The sequence below is a fragment of the Campylobacter concisus genome (assembly GCF_003049735.1).
In the GTDB taxonomy this organism is placed as follows: Bacteria; Campylobacterota; Campylobacteria; order Campylobacterales; family Campylobacteraceae; genus Campylobacter_A; species Campylobacter_A concisus_AN.
In genome coordinates this window covers 202,823-223,899 of record NZ_PIRM01000002.1, presented here as the reverse complement: position 1 = coordinate 223,899, position 21,077 = coordinate 202,823, and the positions used below count along the sequence as shown (strand labels likewise).

Sequence of the window (21,077 nt, the reverse complement as noted above, 5' to 3'; positions counted from 1 at the left end):
CTTAGCTCAAATTTTATAGCCGAAATTACTCGCTCATGAAATTTTAAAATTTGCCTGATGCCTACTTAATATAACAAAGCAATTTTGCAAATTTTAAAATCTTACTCACTCGCCTTAGTAGACTACTAAATTTAGGCCACACTTCGTTTAGCACTAAATTTAGAGCTGTGATATGCTCGATAATAAATTTTATAATTTGCTTGAAATTTAATATAACGCATGCAGTGCGTTAGTACTGAGGCATGCTACTTCTAACATCGTCGGGGTTAGGGGATTGTTAAGGGGAAGGGAGCGACTTCGTAATTCAAGCCTCTTCCCCCTTAACAAAAGAAACAAACATTTAAATTTAACTAGATTGATTTGTAAATTTTAAAACTTTCATTCACTCGCAAGAATTGACTGCTAAAATTTGTCTTTGCTTTTTGCTTAGCTCAAATTTTATAGCCGAAATTACTCCTTCATGAAATTTTAAAATTTGTGTGAAATTTACTTGTAAAAATTAGGATATATAAAATTTATTTTGAAAGAATTTGTGACGTCAAATTTAACGTCACAAATTTAAATTTATTTTTTCTTTTTGCCTTTTGGCTCATCGCCTTTAAACCAGCTTTTTATCTTATCAAAGACGCTTTCATCAGTATTTGATTTGCCCGATTCTATACCAAAGCTAGCTTGAAGCTTATTTAAAAGCTCTTTTTGCTCATCGCTTAGTTTTTCAGGCGTTTGAATAGAAATTTGTGCTACGAGCCTACCTTTTTTACGCGAATTTACGCTTTTAATACCTTCATTTTCAAAGATAAATTGCTGCTTATCCTTTGCTCCAATAGGTAGTTTTAGCTCAGTTTCTCCTCGAAGCGTTGGAATTTTTATACTTTCGCCAAGTATAGCTTGCGTGAAAAAGACAGGAATTTCTAGATAAACATCGTCGTTGTGGCGAATGAAATGCTTGTCTTCTTTTACGTTTATGCTTACATAAAGATCGCCTTGAACGCCGTTTGTGCCGATATTGCCTTTACCAGCTACTCTCATTCTCATACCGCTATCAACGCCCTCGGGAATAGTAATCTTTACAGTTTGTTGCTGGATTTTATAAGCTTTCGCGTTACAATCGGGGCATGGTTCGCTTATTACTTCACCGCTTCCGTGGCAATATGGGCACTCTTGGACGATATTCATAAAGCCATTTCCACGTGTTATCCTGCCACTTCCGCCACAGTGCTGGCAAGTTTTACTTTTGCCGTCTTTACTGCCAGTTGCATTGCATGTTGGACAAGGTACTTTTTGATCAAATTTTATCTCTTTTTCGCAACCAAAAATAGCTTCGTTAAACTCCAAATTTATAGGAATTTCAAGATCGGCTGAGTATTTTTCAGAGTATCTTTTTCTCTGTCTAGAATTGCTCGCAAAACCGCCACCAAAAAATGAGTCAAAAATATCTGAAAGGTCAAAATCGGCACTAAATCCGCCACCGCTACCAAATCGACCCTCAAGGCCTTCTTTGCCGTATCTGTCGTAAATAGAGCGTTTTTGCTCGTCGCTTAAAACTTGATAAGCCTCATTTATTTGTTTAAATTTTAGTTCAGCTTCTTTGTCGCCAGAATTTCTATCTGGGTGATATTTTAAAGCAAGTCTTCTAAAGGCTTTTTTGATCTCATCTCCGCTTGCATTTCTTGAAATTTCAAGGATTTCGTAATAGTCAAATTCCACATTTTCCCTTGTTAATTAAGCTTATTTTAAATATGGGATTTTACCTAAAAAAGTTTAAATTTAAAAAAGAATTTACATTTTTGCCGTATAATCTCTACATTTTTAATAAAAAGGATAATTCATGGTTAATGTTTTAATGATAGAAGACGATCCAGAATTTGCACAAATTTTATCTGAATATCTTGATAGTTTTAATATAAAAGTTACGAATTTTGAAGATCCATATTTAGGACTTAGTGCTGGGATAAAAAACTATGATTTGTTAATACTTGATCTTACTTTGCCGGGCATTGATGGGCTTGAGGTTTGTAAAGAAATTCGCCAAAAATATGACATTCCTATCATCATAAGTTCGGCTAGAAGTGATATTAGCGATAAGGTTGTTGGACTTCAGCTTGGTGCTGATGATTATTTGCCAAAGCCATACGATCCAAAAGAGATGTATGCTCGTATCACAAGTCTTATAAGAAGATATAAAAAGACAAATGAAGTACAAGAAGAGGTCGTTGATAGCGCATTTAGGATTGATGATAAGCGTCACGAGATTTACTTTAACAATGAGCCGTTGGCGCTTACTCCAGCTGAGTATGAAATTTTAACTTATCTCATTAAGCAACATAGCTTTTCAGTATCACGCGAACAGCTAGTTTATAACTGTAAAAGCCTAAAAGATAAAGATTCAAAGAGCTTAGATGTTATTATCGGACGCCTTAGATCAAAAATCGGTGATAGCTCAAAAGCCCCAAAACATATATTTTCAGTAAGAGGCATAGGATATAAGCTTATCGGATGAAATATTCCATAACTACGAAGATAACTATTATCTTTGCCATAGCTTTCTCGCTGATGTGCTTGCTCTTTGTAACCTTTGCAAACATTCAGCAAGAAAGTGCTTTAGAAAAGCTAAAGGATAGACAAATAAGTGCGATGAACTATCTTGTCGCACTCTATGAACGTGGAAATCCCCCAAGAGATTTAGAACATTATTTTAAAAATTTTTACTTAGAGTATGTTGGAAATAAAAATTTAGCCACTTCGATAGCTACAAATGGAAATGTTGTTTTTACGCAACACACACCTCTTGGAGTGGTGCAATCAGTTAATTACAAAGGCGATTTGTATTTGCTTATTAAAAACCCATCTTTTCAGCTACTTCTTGAAAGTAACGACGCAAGACACGTAAATGACCCGCTTTGGGTCGCATTTTTGATAGTTTCAGCCCTTCTCATCTCACTTTATGTTTCTGTTCTTAGAAGTCTTTCACCACTTAGAAGGCTTAGTAAAGACATCAGAAAATTTGCCAGTGGAAATATGGAAATGGCGATGACAGCTAGGTTAAATGAAAATGAGCAAGATGAGATCGGACAGGTCGCTGTTGAGTTTGATAATGCCGTTTGCAAGATAAGAGAGCTCATCCGCTCAAGGCAGCTATTTTTGCGTGCGATTATGCATGAGCTAAAGACTCCGATTGGCAAAGGCAGGATCGTCTCTGAAATGGTCGCAAATGAGACTCAAAAGATGAGACTCATCAATGTATTTGAGCGCCTTGAGATGCTGATAAATGAATTTAGTAAGGTCGAGCAGCTCCTTTCTAAAAGCTACGCACTAAACTACCAAGAGTGCCATTTCTCGCTCATTTTAGAGCAAGTGCAGGATATGCTCATGCTTGATAAATTTGAAGAGCGAGTGAGCTGCGATATCAGAGATGACGTGATATTGAGAGTGGATTTTCAGCTTTTTAGTTTGGCGATTAAAAATTTGGTAGATAATGCCCTAAAATACGCAGAGGATAAAAAGGCTATTTTGATCTGCGATAGCGAATTTATAGTGGTTAAAAATTTAGGCAAAAAGCTAAATCACCCGATTGACTACTACAAACAAGCCTTTGTGCGTGGTGACAAGGTGAGTGCGGGAAGTGGTATGGGACTTGGACTTTATATCATCGAGCAAATTTGTCAGATGCAAAAATTTGAGCTTGCCTACGACTACGAGGATGGCTATCATGTATTTAAAATTTTACTTAGATCAAAGGCGAAGCGAGCATGAAAAGAGGCTTAGAAAAATTTAACGAGCTAACTGAGTCTTTTGCAAAGCTCCCTGGTGTTGGTAAGAAATCAGCCGCAAGGTTTGCCTACTTTGTCTGCATGCAAGATAGCTTTGCAGGGCTAAGGCTCGCTCAAAATATCGAAGATGCGGTGAGATTTATCAAGCGCTGTGAGCGTTGTGGTGGGCTAAGCGAAAATGAAATTTGCGACATTTGTAGCGACGAGAGCAGGGATAGCGAGGTTATTTTGCTGGTTGAGAGCCCAAAAGATATCTTGGTTTTTGAGCAAAATGGAATTTACAATGGACTTTATTTTGTACTTGACGAGATCGACGAAGAGGCGATAGAGAGGTTGCGAAATGCTATCAAGCAAAATGGCTCAAAAGAGGTCGTTTTTGCCTTTACACCAGGGCTAAATTCAGACGCACTTATGCTTTATGTCGAGGATAAGCTTGGTATGAATGAAATTTCATTTAGCAAGATCGCTCAAGGCGTGCCAACTGGTGTAAATTTAGAAAACGTTGACATGCTTTCACTTTTAAAAGCCTACGAAAGCCGTACAAAAGCCTAATTAAACTTTCTTTTAGTTATAATTTTGCCTAAATTTATAGAAATTTAGCCAAGGCTCAACCGCTGCTAAATTTAAAGGATATAGGTTGATTTTACTCATAGATAATTACGATAGTTTTGTTTTTAATGTTGAGCAATATGTAAAAGAGCTTACAGATGAAGAGGTTAGATGCGTTAGAAATGACAAGATCACGCTTGACGAGATCAAAAAACTAAACCCAAGCAAGATCATTTTAAGCCCAGGGCCAAAACACCCAAAAGATAGCGGAGTCTGTTTAGAAATTTTGGGGGCAGACCTTGGCGTGCCGGTGCTTGGAATTTGCCTCGGACACCAAGCTATAGGGCTTAGTTTTGGCGCAAAGATAAAAAGACTAGAAGACCCACTACACGGCAAGACCTCGTTTATTGACGTGAAAAACAAAGAGCCACTTTTTGCTGGGCTACCTGAGCGCTTTGAGGTTATGCGCTACCACTCACTTTATGTCGATGAGCTCCCAGCTAGCTTAAGCGCTGATGCGGTGAGTGATGATGGCGTAGTAATGGCGCTTAGCGTAAAAGATAAGCCGATATTTGGCATCCAGTTTCATCCAGAGAGCTACTTCACACAATACGGCAAAAAGATCGTTGAAAATTTTGTAAATTATAAAGCAAAAGATGAGGTAAAAGAGCCAAAAATTCGCTCGCTTAAGCCATATCTTATCAAGCTTCAAGAGAGCATACCGCTTGATGATAGCGACTTTGAGCAAATTTGTGAGATAATAGCTAGTAAAGAGTACGAGATCGTGCAGCTTTCAGCCCTTTTGGTGCTCATTAGCGAAAAGAGCCTCTATCCAAAAAGCCTCGCTGCGCTTGCGAAAAATATCCTAAAATACTCGCAAACCTACCGCGACGATACGCCTATGATCGATCTTTGCGGCACTGGTGGCGATGGTTTTAAGACGATAAATATCTCAACTACTGTGGCATTTATCCTTGCAAGTCTTGGCATAAAGGTTGCAAAACACGGCAATAAGGCAGTTTCAAGCAATTCAGGTAGCTCTGATGTGCTTGAAATTTTAGGCGTAAAAAGTGAAAAATCACTGGCGAAACAGCGTGAAAATTTAGCTAGTAAAAATTTAGCCTTTTTCCACGCGCCATTTTTCCACCCACTAGTGGGCGAGGTGAGAGAGGTGCGCCAAAGACTTGGCATAAGGACCGTCTTTAACGTGCTTGGACCGCTTTTAAATCCAAATTTAAACCTTACAAACCAGCTAGTTGGCGTCTATCATAAGCCTGTTTTAAAACTTTACGCCCAGACGCTTAAGATCCTTGGCAGAAAGCACGCTCTAGTCGTTCGCGGCGATGACGGACTAGATGAGATCACGCTTTGTAGTGAAACAAGTGTTGTGGAGCTAAAAAATGGAGAAATTTTTGAGTATAGCATCACGCCAGAGCAGTTTGGCTTTAAAAGAGCACTTCACAGCGACATCGAGGGCGGCACACCTGAAGAAAACGCCAAAATCTTGATCCGCACGCTAAAAGGCGAGGAGCAGGGGGCGAAATTCGACATCGTTGTCTTTAATGCGATGTTTGCGCTTTATGCAGCTGATGGCGCAAAGAGCCCAGACGAGGCCAAAAAAATGGTGCTAGAGGCGATAAATTCTGGCAAGGCGTATAAATTTTATGAAGAGTTTATAAAGGCACAAGTGTAATGGCACTAGTTAAAATTTGTGGTATCAAAACACTAGATGAAGCAAGTGCGGTTTGCGAGCTTGGAGTCCATTATATAGGGCTAATATTTGCCAAAAGCAAAAGAAGAGTCGAGTTAAATTTAGCTAGGCAGATAGCTAAATTTGCTCACAGTAAGGGCAAAAAAGTAGTTGGCGTTTTTGCTGATCAAAGTGAGTGCGAAATAATGGAAATTTGTCAGTTTGCAGAGCTTGACGTGGCTCAGGTGCATGGAGTGGTGAGCGAAAATTTACATGCAAATTTAAAAGATATGGGGCTTGAGATTTGGCAGGTTTTTAGCGTGAAAGATAGCTTGCCAGAGGTTGATTTTAAGCATTTTGACATGGCGCTTTTTGATTGCAAGGGCGAAAATGCTGGCGGAAATGGTACAAACTTTGAGTGGGAAATTTTAAAAGAGGTTAAATTTAAATTTGGCATGGCTGGGGGCATAGGCGAGCACAACATAAAAGAGGCGCTGAAATTTAAGCCATATCTAGTCGATATCAACTCCAAAGTCGAGGACGAAAACGGCATAAAAGAGGCTCAAAAGATAGAGAGAATTTTAAAGATCATAGGTGAGGTAGAAGATGAATAGTAAAGCATATTTTGGAAAATTTGGCGGGCAGTTCGTGCCTGAGACGGTAATGTTTGCTCTTGATGAGCTAGAAAACGCCTATGCCAGTATCGCAAAGACAAAAGAGTTTAAAGATGAGCTTGATGATCTTTTGAAAAACTATGTTGGCAGGCCTAGTCCGCTCTTTTTTGCAAAGCGCCTGAGCGAGCACTACGGACATGAAATTTACCTCAAACGTGAGGATCTAAACCACACGGGTGCGCACAAGATAAATAACGCTCTAGCTCAAGCGCTGCTTGCTAAAAAAATGGGCAAAAAGAAAATTTTAGCTGAGACTGGAGCTGGTCAGCACGGCGTGGCAACAGCGACTGCATCGGCACTTTTGGGCTTAGAGTGTGATGTATATATGGGCGCAACAGATGTTGCTAGACAGCAGCTAAATGCCTTTCGTATGCAGCTTCTTGGCGCAAAGGTGGTGAGCGTAGAAGACGGCTTAAAAACGCTAAAAGAGGCGACTACGGCGGCCATACAAGCGTGGGTAAATGAGATAGAGAGCGCATTTTACGTCATTGGCTCAGCCGTTGGCCCGCACCCATATCCAAAGATCGTGCGTGACTTCCAAAGCATCATCGGCACAGAGGCCAAAGCTCAGCTTGTAGACTACGGCAAAAAGGCTGACTACGTCATCGCCTGCGTCGGCGGCGGCAGTAATGCTATTGGCATTTTTAGTGCGTTTTTGGACGATGAGAGCGTAAATTTGGTAGGTATAGAAGCTGGCGGCCTTGGCATAGAGACGCCTTATCACGCAGCTACACTTAGCAAAGGCAAAACCGGCATCATCCACGGCATGAAAACGACGGTCTTGCAAGATGAGTACGGCATGATATCGCCAGTGCATAGTATCTCAGCAGGCTTAGACTACCCAGGCATCGGTCCAGAGCACGCCCATCTAAACGACATCAAAAGGGTAAAATACGAAGCCGTGACCGATGATGAGTGCATAAATGCTTTGTATTTTCTAAGCAAGATGGAGGGCATCATCCCAGCCATCGAGAGCGCGCATGCGCTGGCGTATCTGGAGAAGCTTTGCCCAAAACTTGATAAAAAAAGCGTCATCGTCGTAAACGTCTCAGGCAGGGGTGATAAGGATATAAACACAGTTATCGGCTACGAAAAAGGAAAAATTTATGGATAAGATCAAAAGTGCATTTAACGGCAAAAAAGCAAACATCGGCTACATCGTGGCTGGATATCCAAGCCTAGAAAAAACGAAGGAATTTTTGGAAAATTTGAACGAGAGCACGCTTGATCTAGTTGAGATCGGCATCCCTTACTCTGATCCGCTGGCTGATGGTAAGCTCATAGCGCAAGCTAGCTTTGAGACGGTGCAAAATGGCGTAAATACGGATATTGTCTTTGATATGCTTGAGGGTTGCAAGGCAAAAGTGACAAAACCACTCGTTTTTCTGGTCTATTTTAATATCATCTTTGCTTATGGTGTTGATAAATTTCTAAAAAGATCAGTTGAGGCTGGAGTTAGCGGCTTTATCGTGCCGGATCTGCCTTGCGAGGAGTGCGAGGAATTTACTCTAAAGTGCAAGGAACTAAATTTAAGCCTGATACCACTTATCAGCGTCACATCTGGTAGTAGAGCGGATGGAATTTTAAAATTTGGCTCAGGATTTATTTATGCTCTTGGCGCGATCGGCGTTAGTGGTTCAAAAAGGGCTGATGAAGATAGGATAAAAAATTTAGTTCTAGAGCTTAAGAAAAAGAGCGATTTGCCAGTGGCTGTGGGCTTTGGTATCAAAAACAAAGATGATGTTAATGAAGTAAAAAAATATGCTGATGGAGTGATAATAGGTACGCAAATAGTTAAGCTTTGTGCCGATTTTAGCGGTGAAAAGCTAGTAAAAGAGATAGATAAACTCTTTTAAAATGCTTAATAAATTTATAGCTAATTTAGTAAAGCCAAAGTATAATTGAAAATGCATTTCAAGTCTTAAGGAAGAGATATGAGAAAAGTTATAGATGAAGCTACAAGCTATCTTTGCAAGGATACTTTAGGGCTAGATTTAGAGTTTGGCAAGAGTCTGGGCAAAGGATTTTACGGAGCTAGCATACCAGTCTATAAGGGCAAAAGCGAGTATCATTTTTACCTATTTTTTAAAAAAGATACTTTGAAAATTTTCATGAATGCCTTTTTTGGTCACGAAGATGTTGATGGTGGCGATCTGGACGATCTTTGCAAAGAGATAGCAAATCAGATCATTGGCAAAGCTAAAAATTTACTAAATGAAAAAGAGCCAAATGCTTATAAGCTTGGAACGCCTGAATTTTTAGGTGAAGTTGAAAATTTTGGCATAAAGCTAAAAGAGAAATTTGTATATAAAATAAAAAATAGAACATTTCAAATAGGCTACGACATACAATGAACGACGAGAGTGCGATAGAGACGCTAGAGCAGCTAGGGCTTTTTAAGAGCTATGATGAGCTTATGGATATAAGCGTTGATTTTATAGCTGAGCTAGGAACTACCACGGTTAGTATAAATGAGCTTTTGAAATTTGAAGCTGGTTCGGTCATAGACCTTGAAAAGCCAGCAGGTGAGAGTGTGGAGCTATATATAAATAATAGAATTTTTGGAAAAGGTGAAGTAATGGTTTATGAGAAAAATTTAGCCATCAGGATAAATGAAATTTTGGATTCAAAGTCAGTTATTCAGTACTTCAAAAAAGAACTTTTATGAAATTTATACTATTTTTCTTACTTTTTGCAACTCAAATTTTAGCTTCAAACCTATTAACTTACAATATCTATGAACGTGCTGATAGAGTCGATATTATGCTTAGCTTTGATGCACCTTATGAAGGAAATATCTTTCAAAAGCGCGAAAAAGACACAACATCTTTGATATTAAATTCGCTAAATTACGATCAAAGTACTAGTAAAGACATAAACTCAAAGATTATTCAAGAGCTTGAGATAGAGCCAAAGCAAAACTCGCTTGTCTTAAATTTACGCTCAAATGATGCTATTATCGTAAATGCTTCAAAGACGACTGATAGTTTTGGACTCCGCATTCGTGTAACTCTAAAAAATGCAAAACCTCAAATACAAAATATGCCTCAAGCTAGTGCAAAAATAGAGACCCATAGCACACCAAAGATAGATGAAGAGCCTATGTTAAATATAGACTCAAGGTATTTTATAGTTTTAAGTGTGCTTATTGCGCTTCTTGTATTTTTATATGTATTTAAAAGATATATTACGTCAAAGAGTAATGATTTTAGCGGATTTAAAGCACCTAGAAATCAGTCTCAAAATGATACAAAATCAATGAACTGGCTACTTAAAAATCAAAATAGTAACGTCAATATAATATATGAAAAGTATCTCGATCGCACGAATAAACTAATGCTATTAAGCTATGAAAATAGGCGTTATTTAGTGATAGTTGGTAGCTCAAATGTAATGCTTGATAGCTTTGGTGAAGACAAGATACAAAACGAGCAAGATTTTGCTATATTTTTTGAAGAGAACAAGAAAAAACTAAGCTCATTTTTAGAAGAGCGAAAAAATAGTTTAAGTAACTATAAAGATAAGATGAGCGGAGAATTTTAGTAGTTTTAGATAAAATTCTCATCCAATTTAAATTTTATGCGTTAAAGCTAGTTTCAAAATTTATACAAACGAAATAGCAAAAATTTCAGGCTTTGTGATCTTTTTTATCTCTTCTTTTGCCATAGCGAATTCTTTTGCGCCTTCTATTTTTAGCGTATGCCCACTAAATTCGAAGTTTAAATTTAGCCTTTCACAGGTTAGATCAAGTGCCTTTGCAAGTGAGAGCATAAAACTCAGCCATCTTATACACTCGGCTTTTGGAAGTAAATTTTTATACCGTTCAAATTCATAGATATTTTTCTTTCCGTTTGTGCCAATTACTACTGCAATCAATGCTTTTTGTTCATGCGAAAAGCCATAATTTAAGGCATTTAAGACTATATAGGCTGAGTTTTTATGATCGCCATAAAAGCCAATCTCTTGACCGACATTGTGAAGTTTTGCAGCAACTAAAAGCACTTCAAGATAGTTATCGCTTAGACCGTGAAGCTTTTTTAATACCATAAATATATCTTTTGCATACTTTGTGACCGATTTATTGCATGATAATATAAAACGATCTTGCAAACTTTTGATGTTTGGATTAAAATTTTGCGGAAATTTAAGGCTAGGGCGTAAAAAATCTTTTAAGAACACTCCCTCTCTTACACCAACCCCGCTTGTTATAATATTTTTGGCATTTAGAGCTTTGGCGAGGGCCAAAAAGATATGTGCACCCTCTCTAATGGTGTCGTATCTATCTTTTTTTATAGGAAATTTATTTAGCTCAAGCACGCTAACATTTGCAATGCTCTCGATGTAGGCTTGCTCGTCGCTAAGCTTGTAGCAAAAGCCATGCAGTGATGAGAGTGGATATAAATTTTTGCTCATTATAGCAGATGATATCGCTCTAAGAGAGCCACCAATAGCAATTATGTTTTGGCATTTAAATCGCTCATCTATTTGTTTTGTAACTTGCTCTAAAAATTTTGGCAATTTATTTAAGTTTTTTTTATCAAAAAAAAGCTCTTTTAACCTAACTGTGCCAATGTCAAGCGAGAGCGTATCTGTTATTTTGCCTTTGCTTATTCTGGCAAGTTCAGTTGATCCGCCACCGATATCAATAGTGACGCATTCATCGATGTTATGGAGTAAATTTTTGGCTGCGATCGCACCAAAAGTAGCCTCTTCTTTGCCGTCTATGACTTTTAAATTTATGCCAAGTTTTTTTCTTAAAAGAGAGATCAAAACATTTGCGTTTGGAGCGTCCCTAAGCGCTGAAGTTCCAACACATAAGACTTTATTGCATTTGTAGCTTTTTATGATATTTGAAAATTCGCTAAAGGCCTTTAGCGCTTTTTCCATTGAGCTTTCGGATATTTCATTGTTTGAGCCATATCCACCTTCGCCTAGACGCACTTTTGTTTTATATTCAGCTAGTATAAAAAACGCTAAGCGTGACGTTCTCTCAAATATCGCCATTCGCATAGAATTTGAGCCAAGGTCGATTACTGCGGTTCTCTTTGCCATTTTTATCCTTTTATATTTAAAACTAGGCTTGCGACCGCACCGCCTCTATCGTTTCTATTTTTAATATCTACTTCGCCACCAAGAGCCTGCGCCGCACCTTTAGCTAGAAACAACCCAAGCCCAGCGCCACCTTTGTCTCCGTATCTTTTAAACGGAGCAAACAAATCTTTGCTCTCATCTATGCCTATTCCTTCATCTATTACTTCGATGATAAATTTATTTTTTATGAGCTTGGAGCTAATCTTAATGGTGCTATTTTTTGGTGAAAATTTAATGGCATTTTGAACAAAATTTTGCACAATGTGAGTTAGCAAGCTAGTTTGTATTTTTAGATTTAAAATTTCTGGTTTTAGGTCTAGTTTTATATTTTTTTCATCATTTTTTGCAAGTATCTCATAGTTTTTTGCAAGTTTTTTTAAAAATCCTATAACATCGGTATTTACTGGCTCTTCAAACTGAGCTCCCTCTTGGCGACCGATCTCAAGCACAGAACTTATCATTGCGTTCATGCCGTTTATAGCTTCATTATTTGATTTTAGAGCCTCGATATATTTTTCGCTCTCGCGTGGCTTTAAAAGTGTAACTTCATTTTTTGTTTTCATTACAGCCAGCGGTGTTTTTAGCTCATGTGCCACGCCTACAAAAAGCTCTTTTTGGTATAAGACAAATGTTTGGATGCGAGAGATTAGCCTATTTATGCTCTGCCCAAGTGGTAAAAATTCATCTGGTAGACTTTTTATATCGATCTCATGGAGAAATTTTTCATCTAAATTTGTAAGCTTGTGACTTAAAATTTTTATAGGTATTAAAAGCATTCTTGATAAAAATAGCGCATAAAAAAGCACCAAAAGTATCGCTGATACATTTACGATTATAATATCTATAAAAATTTCTTCTACTATATGAGCTTGAAGTGTAGTATCTTTTTCTAGGCTTAAATAACTGGTTTCATCGAGTTTTGTTATTAAAAAAGTTTTACTCTGATCCTTTGATTTTTGCGTTACGATATATGTTTCTTTATCTTGTGGCTCATCTGTTTTTATCGTTGCTAGGGTTTTGTTTGGATTTTCTATCGTAAATGTTTTTGAATTTAAAGGATTGAAATTCTGAGGATTTTTTTTATAAGCTTCTGCTTGATAGTTTAGCTCATTAACTACACTTTGAAAAACGGTAACCCTTATATAATGATAAAGCATTACCGAAATAACTACAATTAGCATCATAGCACCAGATGCTAATTGTAGTATAAATCTATTCCTTAGGCTTTTTTTGGAAAACAAAATCTATATCCGCGTCTTCTAACAGTTTCAATTGTTGAAATATTTAGCGGTTTATCCATTTTTTGGCGGATTTGGTTGATAGCGACTTCAATGACATTTGGAGTTACAAGCTCTGGCTCTTCCCAGATAGCATCAAGCAGTTGCTCTTTAGATACGATCTGATCTGAGTGTCTTGCAAGGTGAGTTAAGACTTCGAAAGGCTTACCCTTAAGCTCAATGTCACGACCCAAATATGTGATTTTTTCCTCATCTGGATTGATGATGAGCTCATCAATTTTTATAATATTTGTGCCGCCAAAGCGTAGTCTAGCTTCAAGTCTAGCTACTAAAATGTCAAAATCAAATGGCTTTTTGATATAGTCATCAGCACCAGCTCTAAGTGCTTTTATTTCACTTTCTTTGTCATCTTTTGCAGAAAGAACTACAACTGAAGTGCGTGGAGATTTATGTTTGATGATGTTTATAAGATCTATGCCATCGCCATCTTGAAGCATCCAATCAGTCAAAACTAGATCGTAATTTCTAATGCCTATATAGTACTCAGCATCTTTAAAATTTTCAGAGCTATCAGTTTGATAGCCAAACTCCTGCAAGCCCTCAGCAATCGTCTTATTTAGCGTCACTTCATCTTCAACTATTAAAATACGCATTTTGTTTCCTTAAACTAAAATTTATGGGCGATTGTATCATAAATTAAGCAATATTTCAAGATAGTTTAATAAATTTTTAAAAAATAGTGTTTATTTTTGCTCCAACAACTGCGTTTGGTAAAATTTCTGTTTTTAAAATTTCCATTTTAAGGCTAGTTAGTGAGCTAAATTTCTCTTTTAATGCTTTGCTAGTTTCTTCAAGAGACTCTTCAACGCTTTGGAACTGTCTTTTATTGTAAAAATTTTTAACAAAGTCAATAATTAAAACATAATCAATAAAACCAGTTGAGCAAATTTCTAGATTTATTTGCACCTCTTGCTTAGCGACTCGCTCAAAATCAAGCATTCCGATGATCGTTTCAAATTTATAATCTTTAATGATCGTCGTTATCTCGCTTTTCATACGACTTTTTTCTCCTTACCGGATATTAAACGAACGATATTTGGTATGTGTTTATAAACCACCAAAAATGCGATGATTAGTATCGGAGCGTGTGTGTAAATTTCATCTAACTCTGTGTGGATTATAAAGCTTGATGCAATCAGAGCTATCAACGCGCAAAGTGAAGCAAGAGAGCTAATTTTTAAAAATTTACCGACCAAAAACCAAACGACAAGAGCGATAATGATCTCAACTGGCAAGAAAAAAGCGATCACTCCAGCTCCAGTTGCGACTCCTTTGCCACCTTGAAAGCCTAAAAATATAGAAAAACAATGTCCAGCTACACTTAAAACCGCCATTGTCCAAAGCACGCTTTGACTAGCTCCTAAATATGAAGCGACAATAAGTGGCAAAACTCCTTTTAAAACATCACAAACTATCGTTAAAATGGCTAGTTTTTTGGCTAATTTTGGATCTTTTTGTTTTAAAACTCTTAAAACATTTGTCGCACCGATGCTCTTGCTACCTTCATTTTTTATATCAACATGCCCAAAAATTTTTGCAAGAATGAGGCCAGATGGAATGCTTCCAAGTAAATAACTAATGGCATAAAGTATTAAATTTTGCATATTTTACCTTTTAAATTTAACAGAAATGATAGTAAAAAAATACTAATTATTTTATAAATCATCTCCACAAAAGTACGACTTTCTCGTCATAGATATCGCTTTTCTTTGGTGAAATTTGTATTTCGTTTATGGTGATATTTTTTATATCGTTTGTTTCTTTTAGCTCGTCGCTTTCTTTTTCAAATCTCTCTTCAAGTTCGCTAATGGCTAAATTTATGTCATTTACACTTTGCTCGCTAAGCTTTACATCACTTCGCTCTTTTAAGACTCTATTCGCGCTTCTTGCACTCGATGCGATTTTACCCGCATTTTGGCGAGATAAAAGCTTGTTACCAAATATCGCTCCAAGTATGCTAGCGCCTATATTTATGGCAGCATCAAGCCCAGTTGTGGTCATCTCTTTTTGCTCTTTATCAAGCTTTGCTAGAGCCTTGTTTAGCTTGTCTTGTAAGCTTTTTCGCTCTTTTTCAAATTTTGCTGTAAGTTTTGCGGTTTGTTCTTCTGAAATTTCATTGCACTTATCTTGAAGCCTGATATAAAACTGCTCCTTTGTTTCATTGTTTTTTGAATAAATTCCCAATGCTTCAAAGGTGTTAAATTTGAAATTTCTATACAGATACTCTTTAAAATCTTTTTGAATATTGTCAAAATTTTTAGCTTTTAAAATAAAATTTGGCACAGCTGCAAAGTTTGCGTCACTTGGTTCATTCAAGCTTGCATCGATATGTAAATTTTGACTAGCTTCGCTCCAGTTTGGCTCATTATCATTTTCATTTAGTTCATAAAGATAGCTTACTTCATAAACGCTATCGATGCCTTTTTTAGTATTATAAATTCTTATCTTTGCGCTTGCAAATAAATTTGGCGTGAGACTTTTTGAGTTAGCATAAAGTTGCGTAATTTCATTTGAGATTATGGGCTTTATGCTAAATTTCATCTCGCTTTTATCGATCCTTGTATCAGATAAATTTTCTTTTTGCTCTTTCATTAAATTTGAAATTTGCTCACGGCTAAGCGGGCCTTTTAGATAGCTTAATGCCCACCGTGTCGAAATAACGCTTAGCCCATCTTCATTTATATTTTTAACTAAAAAATTTCTCTTAGCTAAATTTGATATGAGGCTTTCTAGCGAAGCTTTATCTAGGTTTGAGCCTGCGATGCCGCTTAGTCCGTCTATAACGCGGGCTTTGTCCTGGGCTGTTTGGAGGCGGCCAATGAACCAAGTGCCGATGTTGCTAAGGCCTTTGTAGTCAAGATCGACTGGATTTTGCGTGCTTAAGACGCAGCCTAAACCAAATGCACGGGCTTGTTTTAAAAGCGTGAGCATAGGCGTTTTTGACGGAGGGTTTGCGTTTGGCGGAAAAAAGCCAAAAATTTCATCCATATATAGGATCGCTCTAAGTGAGCTAGTGCCCTCTGTGCCGCGCATCCACGCGATGATCTCGTTTAGTAAAAGGGTAACAAAAAACATCCTCTCAGCGTCATTTAGATGTGAGATCGTAAAGATATTGCACTTTGCTTTGCCGTTTTCGTCAAATAGCATCTTTGAAATTTCTAGTCTAACGCCCTGCGTCCAGCCCTTAAAGCTTGGACTTGCGATGAGAGCGTTTATCTTCATGGCAAGCTTTAGGCGCTCACTGCTTGGATAGAAGGTATCGACGTCAAAAACGCCTATCTTTTTAGAAGGCGGATTTGCGATGAAATTTATAAGCTCTTCGATGCTGATATCTTTTTGCTCTTTAAATTTAGTATCAAATATGGTTGAGATGAGCAGCTGTTCTTTTGAGTTTATGTCCTCAGAATTTATACCAATAAGAGATAATACCGAGGCTGCAAGCGAATTTATATAGTTGCTAAAAATTTCTTCGTCAGTGATATTTGGGCAGGTAAAATCACTAAGTAGCGCCACGCCTATGCCAGCTGAGCTTTTTGGTGTGTAGATGTTAAAGCTAGCGCTCTCTTTTAAAATTTTTACTCGCTCAAGATCTTGAAAGCTAGACTCTATGCCGTTTTTCCATAGCTTGGCTTGAGCAGCGGCAAATTCCTCTACACTTTGACCTTTGTTGGCCGCTTCTGCTTCATCGACGTATGGTAAAAAATCCTCCGGCCTCATCTGCGGAAAGGTTAGAGCTAAATTTGTGATGTCGCCCTTTGGATCGATGATGATAGAAGGGATATTGTCTATGCAGGCTTCTTCTAAAAGAGTGATACCAAGGCCTGTTTTGCCGCTACCTGTCATACCGATGATGGCTGCGTGGGTGGTTAGATCCTTATTTTTATAAAAAAATGGTTCTTTGTCTTTTAGTCCGATATAAAAAAGTTTTAAATTTTCTTGTATTGTTTTCACTAGCTGCCTTATTCGTATAAATTTATACGTGAGCGAAGCTCATCAAGTGTCTCTTTTATGCGCTTTTGCGTAAAATCTTTTATCGTTTCATCATCATCGATAAGCTTCATACAGTATCTTATGTAGCCTTTATATGCTAGCTCTGTAACAAGTCTTAGCTTTAAAGTCACATTTTTTACTTTATCTGGTGTGATTAAGATTTCAAAGGTCGCTTCTAGCTCTTCTCCATCTTGAAAATTTGTAGTTTGCGGGCTTAATACGCTTATGCCCCCTTCAGAAACATCATAAAGGCTACCTTCGATCTTGTCTTGCTTGCCTTTGATAATAGTTTTGGTAAAACGATTTGGCAAGATACGTTGGAATTTTCTTTTATATGCGTACATCGTCGTATTTCGTAAAAAATTTGAAAGAGTGACGCCTTTATTGACTATATTGTAATTAATAATATCAGCACATAATGGCTTTGAAAAAAAGCTATTTGGCAAAATAAAACCTTTGCCGTCTTGCTTCATGGCTAAAATTTGCATCATATCCACGCGAAAAACGACACTATCTTCCTTAACTTCTAAAATTTCAGCCTCATATTTTATATTTAATCCATCATATAAATTTAAAAGCTCTGGCCTTACCTTGGCTTTTTTCATGCGAGTGAAAGTATTGATCGGATCTTCATAAAAAAATGTTCCGGTTTCAATCATGTCTTTTACATTTGTTTCTTGCTGGTCTTTGGCACCACATAAAATTTCTTTGATTCTTGAAACGGCATTTACGAAATAACCTACGAAGGTACTGTTGTCGCAAGAGTGACTAAAATTTAAAGTCAAATTTAAAAGTAGGAAATTTATTAATTCATCTCTTGCATTTGATTTTGGTATTAGATTATTCAAATCATCTTGTAGCTGCGTAGCATTTGGCTTTTGAATAAGTAGTGTATCAAAGATGTTTTCAAGACAAATTTTTACCTGATCGTGCGGCACGATAAATGTTAGTTGCCTACAAAATTTGATACCGTCATCGATAAATTTATCTCTTAATTTAAGTATGCTATCTTCGCAATTTATTACAAGCTCTTGCCTGCCTTTAAAATCCATGTAGTCTCCGGAATGTTGTTGATTAAAGCCAAGGCTATGATATAAAAAGTTATATTAAAAAAGTATTTAAATTTATTTGGGGGAGAAATTTCTAGGTAAAGGATACCTAGAAATTTCTATTGATTATAGTTTGCCTTCGTTGTGTGAAAGGTAGTCGGCAACACCTTCAGTGCTTGGTTTCATACCAGCATCACCTTTGTTCCAGCCAGCTGGACAAACTTCACCGTGCTCATTTGTAAATAGCATAGTATCAACCATTCTTATCATCTCATCGATATTTCTGCCAAGTGGAAGATCGTTGATAACTGCATGGCGAACTGTGCCATCTTTGTCTAGTAAGAATGAGCCACGAAGCGCTACACCAGCATCTTCTAGAAGTACGTCAAATCCGCGAGCGATTGATTTTGTCATATCAGCTACGATAGGGAAGCGAACTTTGCCGATACCGCCTTTGTTTACTGGAGTCTCTTTCCATGCGAAGTGAGAGAATTGGTTGTCGCATGAAACTGCGATAACTTCGATACCACGTGACTTGAACTCGTCATATCTTTTGTCAAATGCGATAATTTCGCTTGGGCAAACAAAAGTAAAATCCATTGGATAGAAAAATACAACCGCGCCTTTCTCGCCAATATTTTTATAAAGATTAAAATCATTTACAATTTGATTGTTTCCTAAAACTGCTGCAGCTGTAAAATCAGGTGCTTTTTTTGTTACTAACATTTGTTCTCCTTAATAATAAATTTTATTGATTGCGAAATTATATCTATTCAAAATTAAATTTAGTTTAAATATATTTTAGAAATTTTTATGTAGTAAATTTATTGTTATTGGTAAAAGTGGAAAATGGATTTTGTTAAAAGTTGTAAAAATTTGAATTTTTAAAAATTTATTGATGAGAGTATTTGAAAGAAATTAGTAAAAGCGTTACTAAAAAGTTAGAAGATTACTTGCTGTAATTATTGTAAGTCGCTAAAATTTTTTCCACCAAATTTTAGTATCGCTGATCCCCATGTAAAGCCGCCACCAAATGCGTCAAGAAGCAAAACTGAACCATTTTTGATGCGACCGTCTTCGTAGGCATCATTTATAGCCATCGGAATTGAAGCAGAGCTTGTATTGCCATATTTAGAAACGGTCAAGACACACTGCTCATCTTTAAAATTTAATCTATTTTTTACTGCATCTATTATTCTTATATTCGCTTGATGAGGTATGAAAAAATCAATATCTTCGCTTTGCATTTTGTTTACATGCAGAATTTCTATTACGCTTTTGCTAAGTGTTTGAACTGCTATTTTAAAAACTTCATTTCCACTCATATGGATGAAATTTAGTCTATTTTTTAGTGTTTCCTCACTGGCTGGAAATACACTTCCGCATCCTGGAGTTATTAAAAGTTCAGCTTGCTTACCATCGCTTGCCGTATGAATATCAATGATCTCATCACCATTACTACTACTAATTACAGCCGCACCTGCCCCATCACCAAATAGTATACAAGTGCTTCTATCTGTATAGTCAACAATAGAGCTTAATTTTTCGGCTCCGATAATTAATACGTTTTTTTTGGCACCGCTAACAATGAGAGAATTTGCAAGCTCTAAAAGATAAATAAAACCGGTACAAGCCGCACTTATATCAAATGCTGTAACTCCATAGTTTAAACCCAAATTTGCAGCTATTTTGCAAGCAGTAGATGGCATACAAAGATGATCTGGAGATATCGTAGCACAGATGATTGCATCGATTTGAGCTTTATCAAGCCCTGAGCGTTTTATGGCTAATTCACCAGCCTTTGTACCAAGATCACTTGTTGTTTCGTTAGTTGCAATATGCCTTTGTTCGATACCTGTTCGCTTTACTATCCATTCATCACTCGTTTCAACCATTTTTTCAAAGTCAAAATTTGTTAGAATTTTTTCTGGAATATAAGAAGCGATAGAAATCAGTGAAGCTTTTGGCATATTTTACCTTGCAAAGTGCGAAAGTTCTTCTTCGATAACTTTATTTATATTTGAATTAGCAAATTTTATTGCTTGAAAAATTGCATTTTTTATAGCTTTTGAATTACTTTTACCATGACTTATGATAACGCAACCATTTACACCAAGAAGTGGTGCACCGCCATATTCGTCATAGCTAACCTGCTTTTTAAGCGTCTTAAAAACTTTTCTCATGAGTACAGAGCCAGCTATAGCAAGAGGTGATTTTTTAATTTGTTTTTTGATAATTTTACCTATAGCATCTGCAACGCCTTCGCTAGTTTTTAAAAGAATATTTCCCATAAAACCATCACAAACCATCACATCAATACTACCATCAAAAATTTGATTACCTTCTGCATTACCAACAAAGCTATCAAGCCTAGAAACTAATTTAAATGCTTCTTTGCTAACTTCATTGCCTTTGCTCTCTTCTTCACCATTTGACAAAAGACCAACTTTTGGCTCTTTTCTACCTAAAATTTCTTTTGCATAGGCCTCACCCATTATGGCAAATTGAAACAAATGCTCACTTCTGCAATCAACATTTGCACCAACATCTAAAACCAAAGTCGCAGATTCTTTTGAATTTGGCATAAGTGTTGCAATTGCTGGACGAGATATATTTTTTAGTCTACCAATTCTTAGAGTAGCTAAACTCATAGTTGCACCACTATGACCAGCAGAAACTACAGCATCAACTTCCTTGTTTTTTAAGAGTTCAATTGCTTTGTAGATCGTACTATCTTTTCTTTTAAGCGCATCAGTTGCGCCATCTGCCATTGAGATAACTTCGCTAGCTTCTAAAAATTCGATATTTTTTAAATAAGACTGTGGAATGAGTGGTTTGATGACATTGCTATCGCCGACTAATACAGCTTTAAATTCTGTCTCTTTTAGTGCATCAATAACACCAGATATTATAGGATCTGCACCAAAATCACCACCCATAGCATCGATAGCAATGCGAATCATATT

Annotated in this window: 21 protein-coding genes; 10 read left to right on the top strand and 11 right to left on the bottom strand. The window is 36.9% G+C overall.

Translation table 11 applies throughout. The annotated features are described in order from the left end of the window. Positions 1 to 564: 564 nt before the first annotated feature. Entirely contained in the window at positions 565 to 1,707 is a 1,143-nt protein-coding gene (dnaJ, locus tag CVS97_RS05365) for a molecular chaperone DnaJ (RefSeq protein ID WP_107785354.1), read from the bottom strand. Between the two features lie 121 nt (positions 1,708 to 1,828). Here dnaJ and CVS97_RS05360 point away from each other — a divergent pair, with 121 nt between their 5' ends. The 10 genes from CVS97_RS05360 to CVS97_RS05315 all read left to right on the top strand — a co-directional run bounded on the left by CVS97_RS05360 (position 1,829) and on the right by CVS97_RS05315 (position 10,226). Next, positions 1,829 to 2,500 carry a response regulator transcription factor gene (locus CVS97_RS05360; protein WP_021091583.1) on the top strand — a complete coding sequence of 224 codons (672 nt, stop codon included), beginning with the start codon at positions 1,829 to 1,831 and terminating at the stop codon, positions 2,498 to 2,500. Next, complete coding sequence (locus tag CVS97_RS05355; RefSeq protein ID WP_107785353.1) at positions 2,497 to 3,753, top strand: ArsS family sensor histidine kinase; 1,257 nt, start codon at positions 2,497 to 2,499, stop codon at positions 3,751 to 3,753. Before CVS97_RS05360 ends, CVS97_RS05355 begins: the two co-directional genes overlap by 4 nt. Further along, positions 3,750 to 4,322, top strand: a complete 573-nt coding sequence (gene recR, locus CVS97_RS05350; RefSeq protein WP_103628964.1) for a recombination mediator RecR — start codon at positions 3,750 to 3,752, stop codon at positions 4,320 to 4,322. The genes CVS97_RS05355 and recR overlap by 4 nt, the downstream gene beginning before the upstream one ends. Positions 4,323 to 4,407: 85 nt before the next feature. Then, entirely contained in the window at positions 4,408 to 6,012 is a 1,605-nt protein-coding gene (gene trpD / locus CVS97_RS05345; protein WP_107785352.1) for an anthranilate phosphoribosyltransferase, read from the top strand. Next, positions 6,012 to 6,623 carry a phosphoribosylanthranilate isomerase gene (locus CVS97_RS05340; protein ID WP_107785351.1) on the top strand — a complete coding sequence of 204 codons (612 nt, stop codon included), beginning with the start codon at positions 6,012 to 6,014 and terminating at the stop codon, positions 6,621 to 6,623. The genes trpD and CVS97_RS05340 overlap by 1 nt, the downstream gene beginning before the upstream one ends. Next, positions 6,616 to 7,797: a tryptophan synthase subunit beta gene (trpB, locus tag CVS97_RS05335; protein ID WP_107785350.1), complete on the top strand. Its 1,182-nt coding sequence runs from the start codon at positions 6,616 to 6,618 to the stop codon at positions 7,795 to 7,797. The genes CVS97_RS05340 and trpB overlap by 8 nt, the downstream gene beginning before the upstream one ends. Further along, on the top strand, positions 7,790 to 8,539 hold the full coding sequence (gene trpA / locus CVS97_RS05330; protein ID WP_107785349.1) for a tryptophan synthase subunit alpha: 750 nt from the start codon (positions 7,790 to 7,792) through the stop codon (positions 8,537 to 8,539). The genes trpB and trpA overlap by 8 nt, the downstream gene beginning before the upstream one ends. Positions 8,540 to 8,617: 78 nt before the next feature. Beyond that, positions 8,618 to 9,037: a chemotaxis protein CheX gene (locus tag CVS97_RS05325; RefSeq protein ID WP_084041241.1), complete on the top strand. Its 420-nt coding sequence runs from the start codon at positions 8,618 to 8,620 to the stop codon at positions 9,035 to 9,037. Then, positions 9,034 to 9,351: a flagellar motor switch protein FliN gene (gene fliN, locus CVS97_RS05320; RefSeq protein ID WP_021091807.1), complete on the top strand. Its 318-nt coding sequence runs from the start codon at positions 9,034 to 9,036 to the stop codon at positions 9,349 to 9,351. The genes CVS97_RS05325 and fliN overlap by 4 nt, the downstream gene beginning before the upstream one ends. After that, the gene (locus tag CVS97_RS05315; protein WP_107785348.1) at positions 9,348 to 10,226 is read left to right on the top strand and encodes an excinuclease ABC subunit A; all 879 of its coding nucleotides are present in this window, start codon (positions 9,348 to 9,350) and stop codon (positions 10,224 to 10,226) included. The genes fliN and CVS97_RS05315 overlap by 4 nt, the downstream gene beginning before the upstream one ends. 60 nt (positions 10,227 to 10,286) lie before the next feature. Here the strand turns inward: CVS97_RS05315 and CVS97_RS05310 are convergent, their stop codons facing one another. The 10 genes from CVS97_RS05310 to plsX all read right to left on the bottom strand — a co-directional run bounded on the left by CVS97_RS05310 (position 10,287) and on the right by plsX (position 21,074). Then, positions 10,287 to 11,735 carry a Ppx/GppA phosphatase family protein gene (locus CVS97_RS05310; RefSeq protein ID WP_107785347.1) on the bottom strand — a complete coding sequence of 483 codons (1,449 nt, stop codon included), beginning with the start codon at positions 11,733 to 11,735 and terminating at the stop codon, positions 10,287 to 10,289. Between the two features lie 2 nt (positions 11,736 to 11,737). After that, positions 11,738 to 12,955 carry a sensor histidine kinase gene (locus tag CVS97_RS05305; RefSeq protein WP_199905981.1) on the bottom strand — a complete coding sequence of 406 codons (1,218 nt, stop codon included), beginning with the start codon at positions 12,953 to 12,955 and terminating at the stop codon, positions 11,738 to 11,740. Between the two features lie 38 nt (positions 12,956 to 12,993). Then, positions 12,994 to 13,665, bottom strand: a complete 672-nt coding sequence (gene hsrA / locus CVS97_RS05300) for a homeostatic response regulator transcription factor HsrA (RefSeq protein ID WP_021091657.1) — start codon at positions 13,663 to 13,665, stop codon at positions 12,994 to 12,996. A gap of 76 nt (positions 13,666 to 13,741) precedes the next feature. Next, entirely contained in the window at positions 13,742 to 14,068 is a 327-nt protein-coding gene (locus CVS97_RS05295; RefSeq protein ID WP_107785346.1) for a dihydroneopterin aldolase, read from the bottom strand. Next, on the bottom strand, positions 14,065 to 14,676 hold the full coding sequence (plsY, locus tag CVS97_RS05290; RefSeq protein WP_107785345.1) for a glycerol-3-phosphate 1-O-acyltransferase PlsY: 612 nt from the start codon (positions 14,674 to 14,676) through the stop codon (positions 14,065 to 14,067). Before plsY ends, CVS97_RS05295 begins: the two co-directional genes overlap by 4 nt. A 58-nt stretch (positions 14,677 to 14,734) precedes the next feature. Further along, on the bottom strand, positions 14,735 to 17,023 hold the full coding sequence (locus CVS97_RS05285; protein WP_107785344.1) for an ATP-binding protein: 2,289 nt from the start codon (positions 17,021 to 17,023) through the stop codon (positions 14,735 to 14,737). A gap of 8 nt (positions 17,024 to 17,031) precedes the next feature. Continuing rightward, the gene (locus CVS97_RS05280) at positions 17,032 to 18,114 is read right to left on the bottom strand and encodes a PilZ domain-containing protein (RefSeq protein WP_107785343.1); all 1,083 of its coding nucleotides are present in this window, start codon (positions 18,112 to 18,114) and stop codon (positions 17,032 to 17,034) included. 123 nt (positions 18,115 to 18,237) lie between these two features. Then, a complete protein-coding gene (locus CVS97_RS05275) occupies positions 18,238 to 18,837 on the bottom strand; it encodes a peroxiredoxin (protein WP_021091673.1) in 600 nt (199 codons plus the stop codon). 236 nt (positions 18,838 to 19,073) lie between these two features. Further along, entirely contained in the window at positions 19,074 to 20,081 is a 1,008-nt protein-coding gene (locus tag CVS97_RS05270) for a beta-ketoacyl-ACP synthase III (protein ID WP_107785342.1), read from the bottom strand. A gap of 3 nt (positions 20,082 to 20,084) precedes the next feature. Next, positions 20,085 to 21,074, bottom strand: coding sequence for a phosphate acyltransferase PlsX (plsX, locus tag CVS97_RS05265; protein ID WP_072594492.1), 990 nt, complete (start codon positions 21,072 to 21,074; stop codon positions 20,085 to 20,087). Positions 21,075 to 21,077 lie beyond the last annotated feature (3 nt).

Excerpts from the sequence above, each read along its gene's own strand:
- trpA (WP_107785349.1), top strand. The coding sequence starts at position 7,790 with ATGGATAAGATCAAAAGTGCATTTAACGGCAAAAAAGCAAACATCGGC.
- hsrA (WP_021091657.1), bottom strand. The coding sequence starts at position 13,665 with ATGCGTATTTTAATAGTTGAAGATGAAGTGACGCTAAATAAGACGATT.
- fliN (WP_021091807.1), top strand. The coding sequence starts at position 9,034 with ATGAACGACGAGAGTGCGATAGAGACGCTAGAGCAGCTAGGGCTTTTT.
- CVS97_RS05275 (WP_021091673.1), bottom strand. The coding sequence starts at position 18,837 with ATGTTAGTAACAAAAAAAGCACCTGATTTTACAGCTGCAGCAGTTTTA.
- plsY (WP_107785345.1), bottom strand. The coding sequence starts at position 14,676 with ATGCAAAATTTAATACTTTATGCCATTAGTTATTTACTTGGAAGCATT.
- plsX (WP_072594492.1), bottom strand. The coding sequence starts at position 21,074 with ATGATTCGCATTGCTATCGATGCTATGGGTGGTGATTTTGGTGCAGAT.
- CVS97_RS05355 (WP_107785353.1), top strand. The coding sequence starts at position 2,497 with ATGAAATATTCCATAACTACGAAGATAACTATTATCTTTGCCATAGCT.
- CVS97_RS05360 (WP_021091583.1), top strand. The coding sequence starts at position 1,829 with ATGGTTAATGTTTTAATGATAGAAGACGATCCAGAATTTGCACAAATT.
- recR (WP_103628964.1), top strand. The coding sequence starts at position 3,750 with ATGAAAAGAGGCTTAGAAAAATTTAACGAGCTAACTGAGTCTTTTGCA.
- CVS97_RS05270 (WP_107785342.1), bottom strand. The coding sequence starts at position 20,081 with ATGCCAAAAGCTTCACTGATTTCTATCGCTTCTTATATTCCAGAAAAA.
- CVS97_RS05305 (WP_199905981.1), bottom strand. The coding sequence starts at position 12,955 with ATGCTAATTGTAGTTATTTCGGTAATGCTTTATCATTATATAAGGGTT.
- CVS97_RS05325 (WP_084041241.1), top strand. The coding sequence starts at position 8,618 with ATGAGAAAAGTTATAGATGAAGCTACAAGCTATCTTTGCAAGGATACT.
- CVS97_RS05315 (WP_107785348.1), top strand. The coding sequence starts at position 9,348 with ATGAAATTTATACTATTTTTCTTACTTTTTGCAACTCAAATTTTAGCT.
- CVS97_RS05340 (WP_107785351.1), top strand. The coding sequence starts at position 6,012 with ATGGCACTAGTTAAAATTTGTGGTATCAAAACACTAGATGAAGCAAGT.
- CVS97_RS05310 (WP_107785347.1), bottom strand. The coding sequence starts at position 11,735 with ATGGCAAAGAGAACCGCAGTAATCGACCTTGGCTCAAATTCTATGCGA.
- CVS97_RS05295 (WP_107785346.1), bottom strand. The coding sequence starts at position 14,068 with ATGAAAAGCGAGATAACGACGATCATTAAAGATTATAAATTTGAAACG.
- trpB (WP_107785350.1), top strand. The coding sequence starts at position 6,616 with ATGAATAGTAAAGCATATTTTGGAAAATTTGGCGGGCAGTTCGTGCCT.
- CVS97_RS05280 (WP_107785343.1), bottom strand. The coding sequence starts at position 18,114 with ATGGATTTTAAAGGCAGGCAAGAGCTTGTAATAAATTGCGAAGATAGC.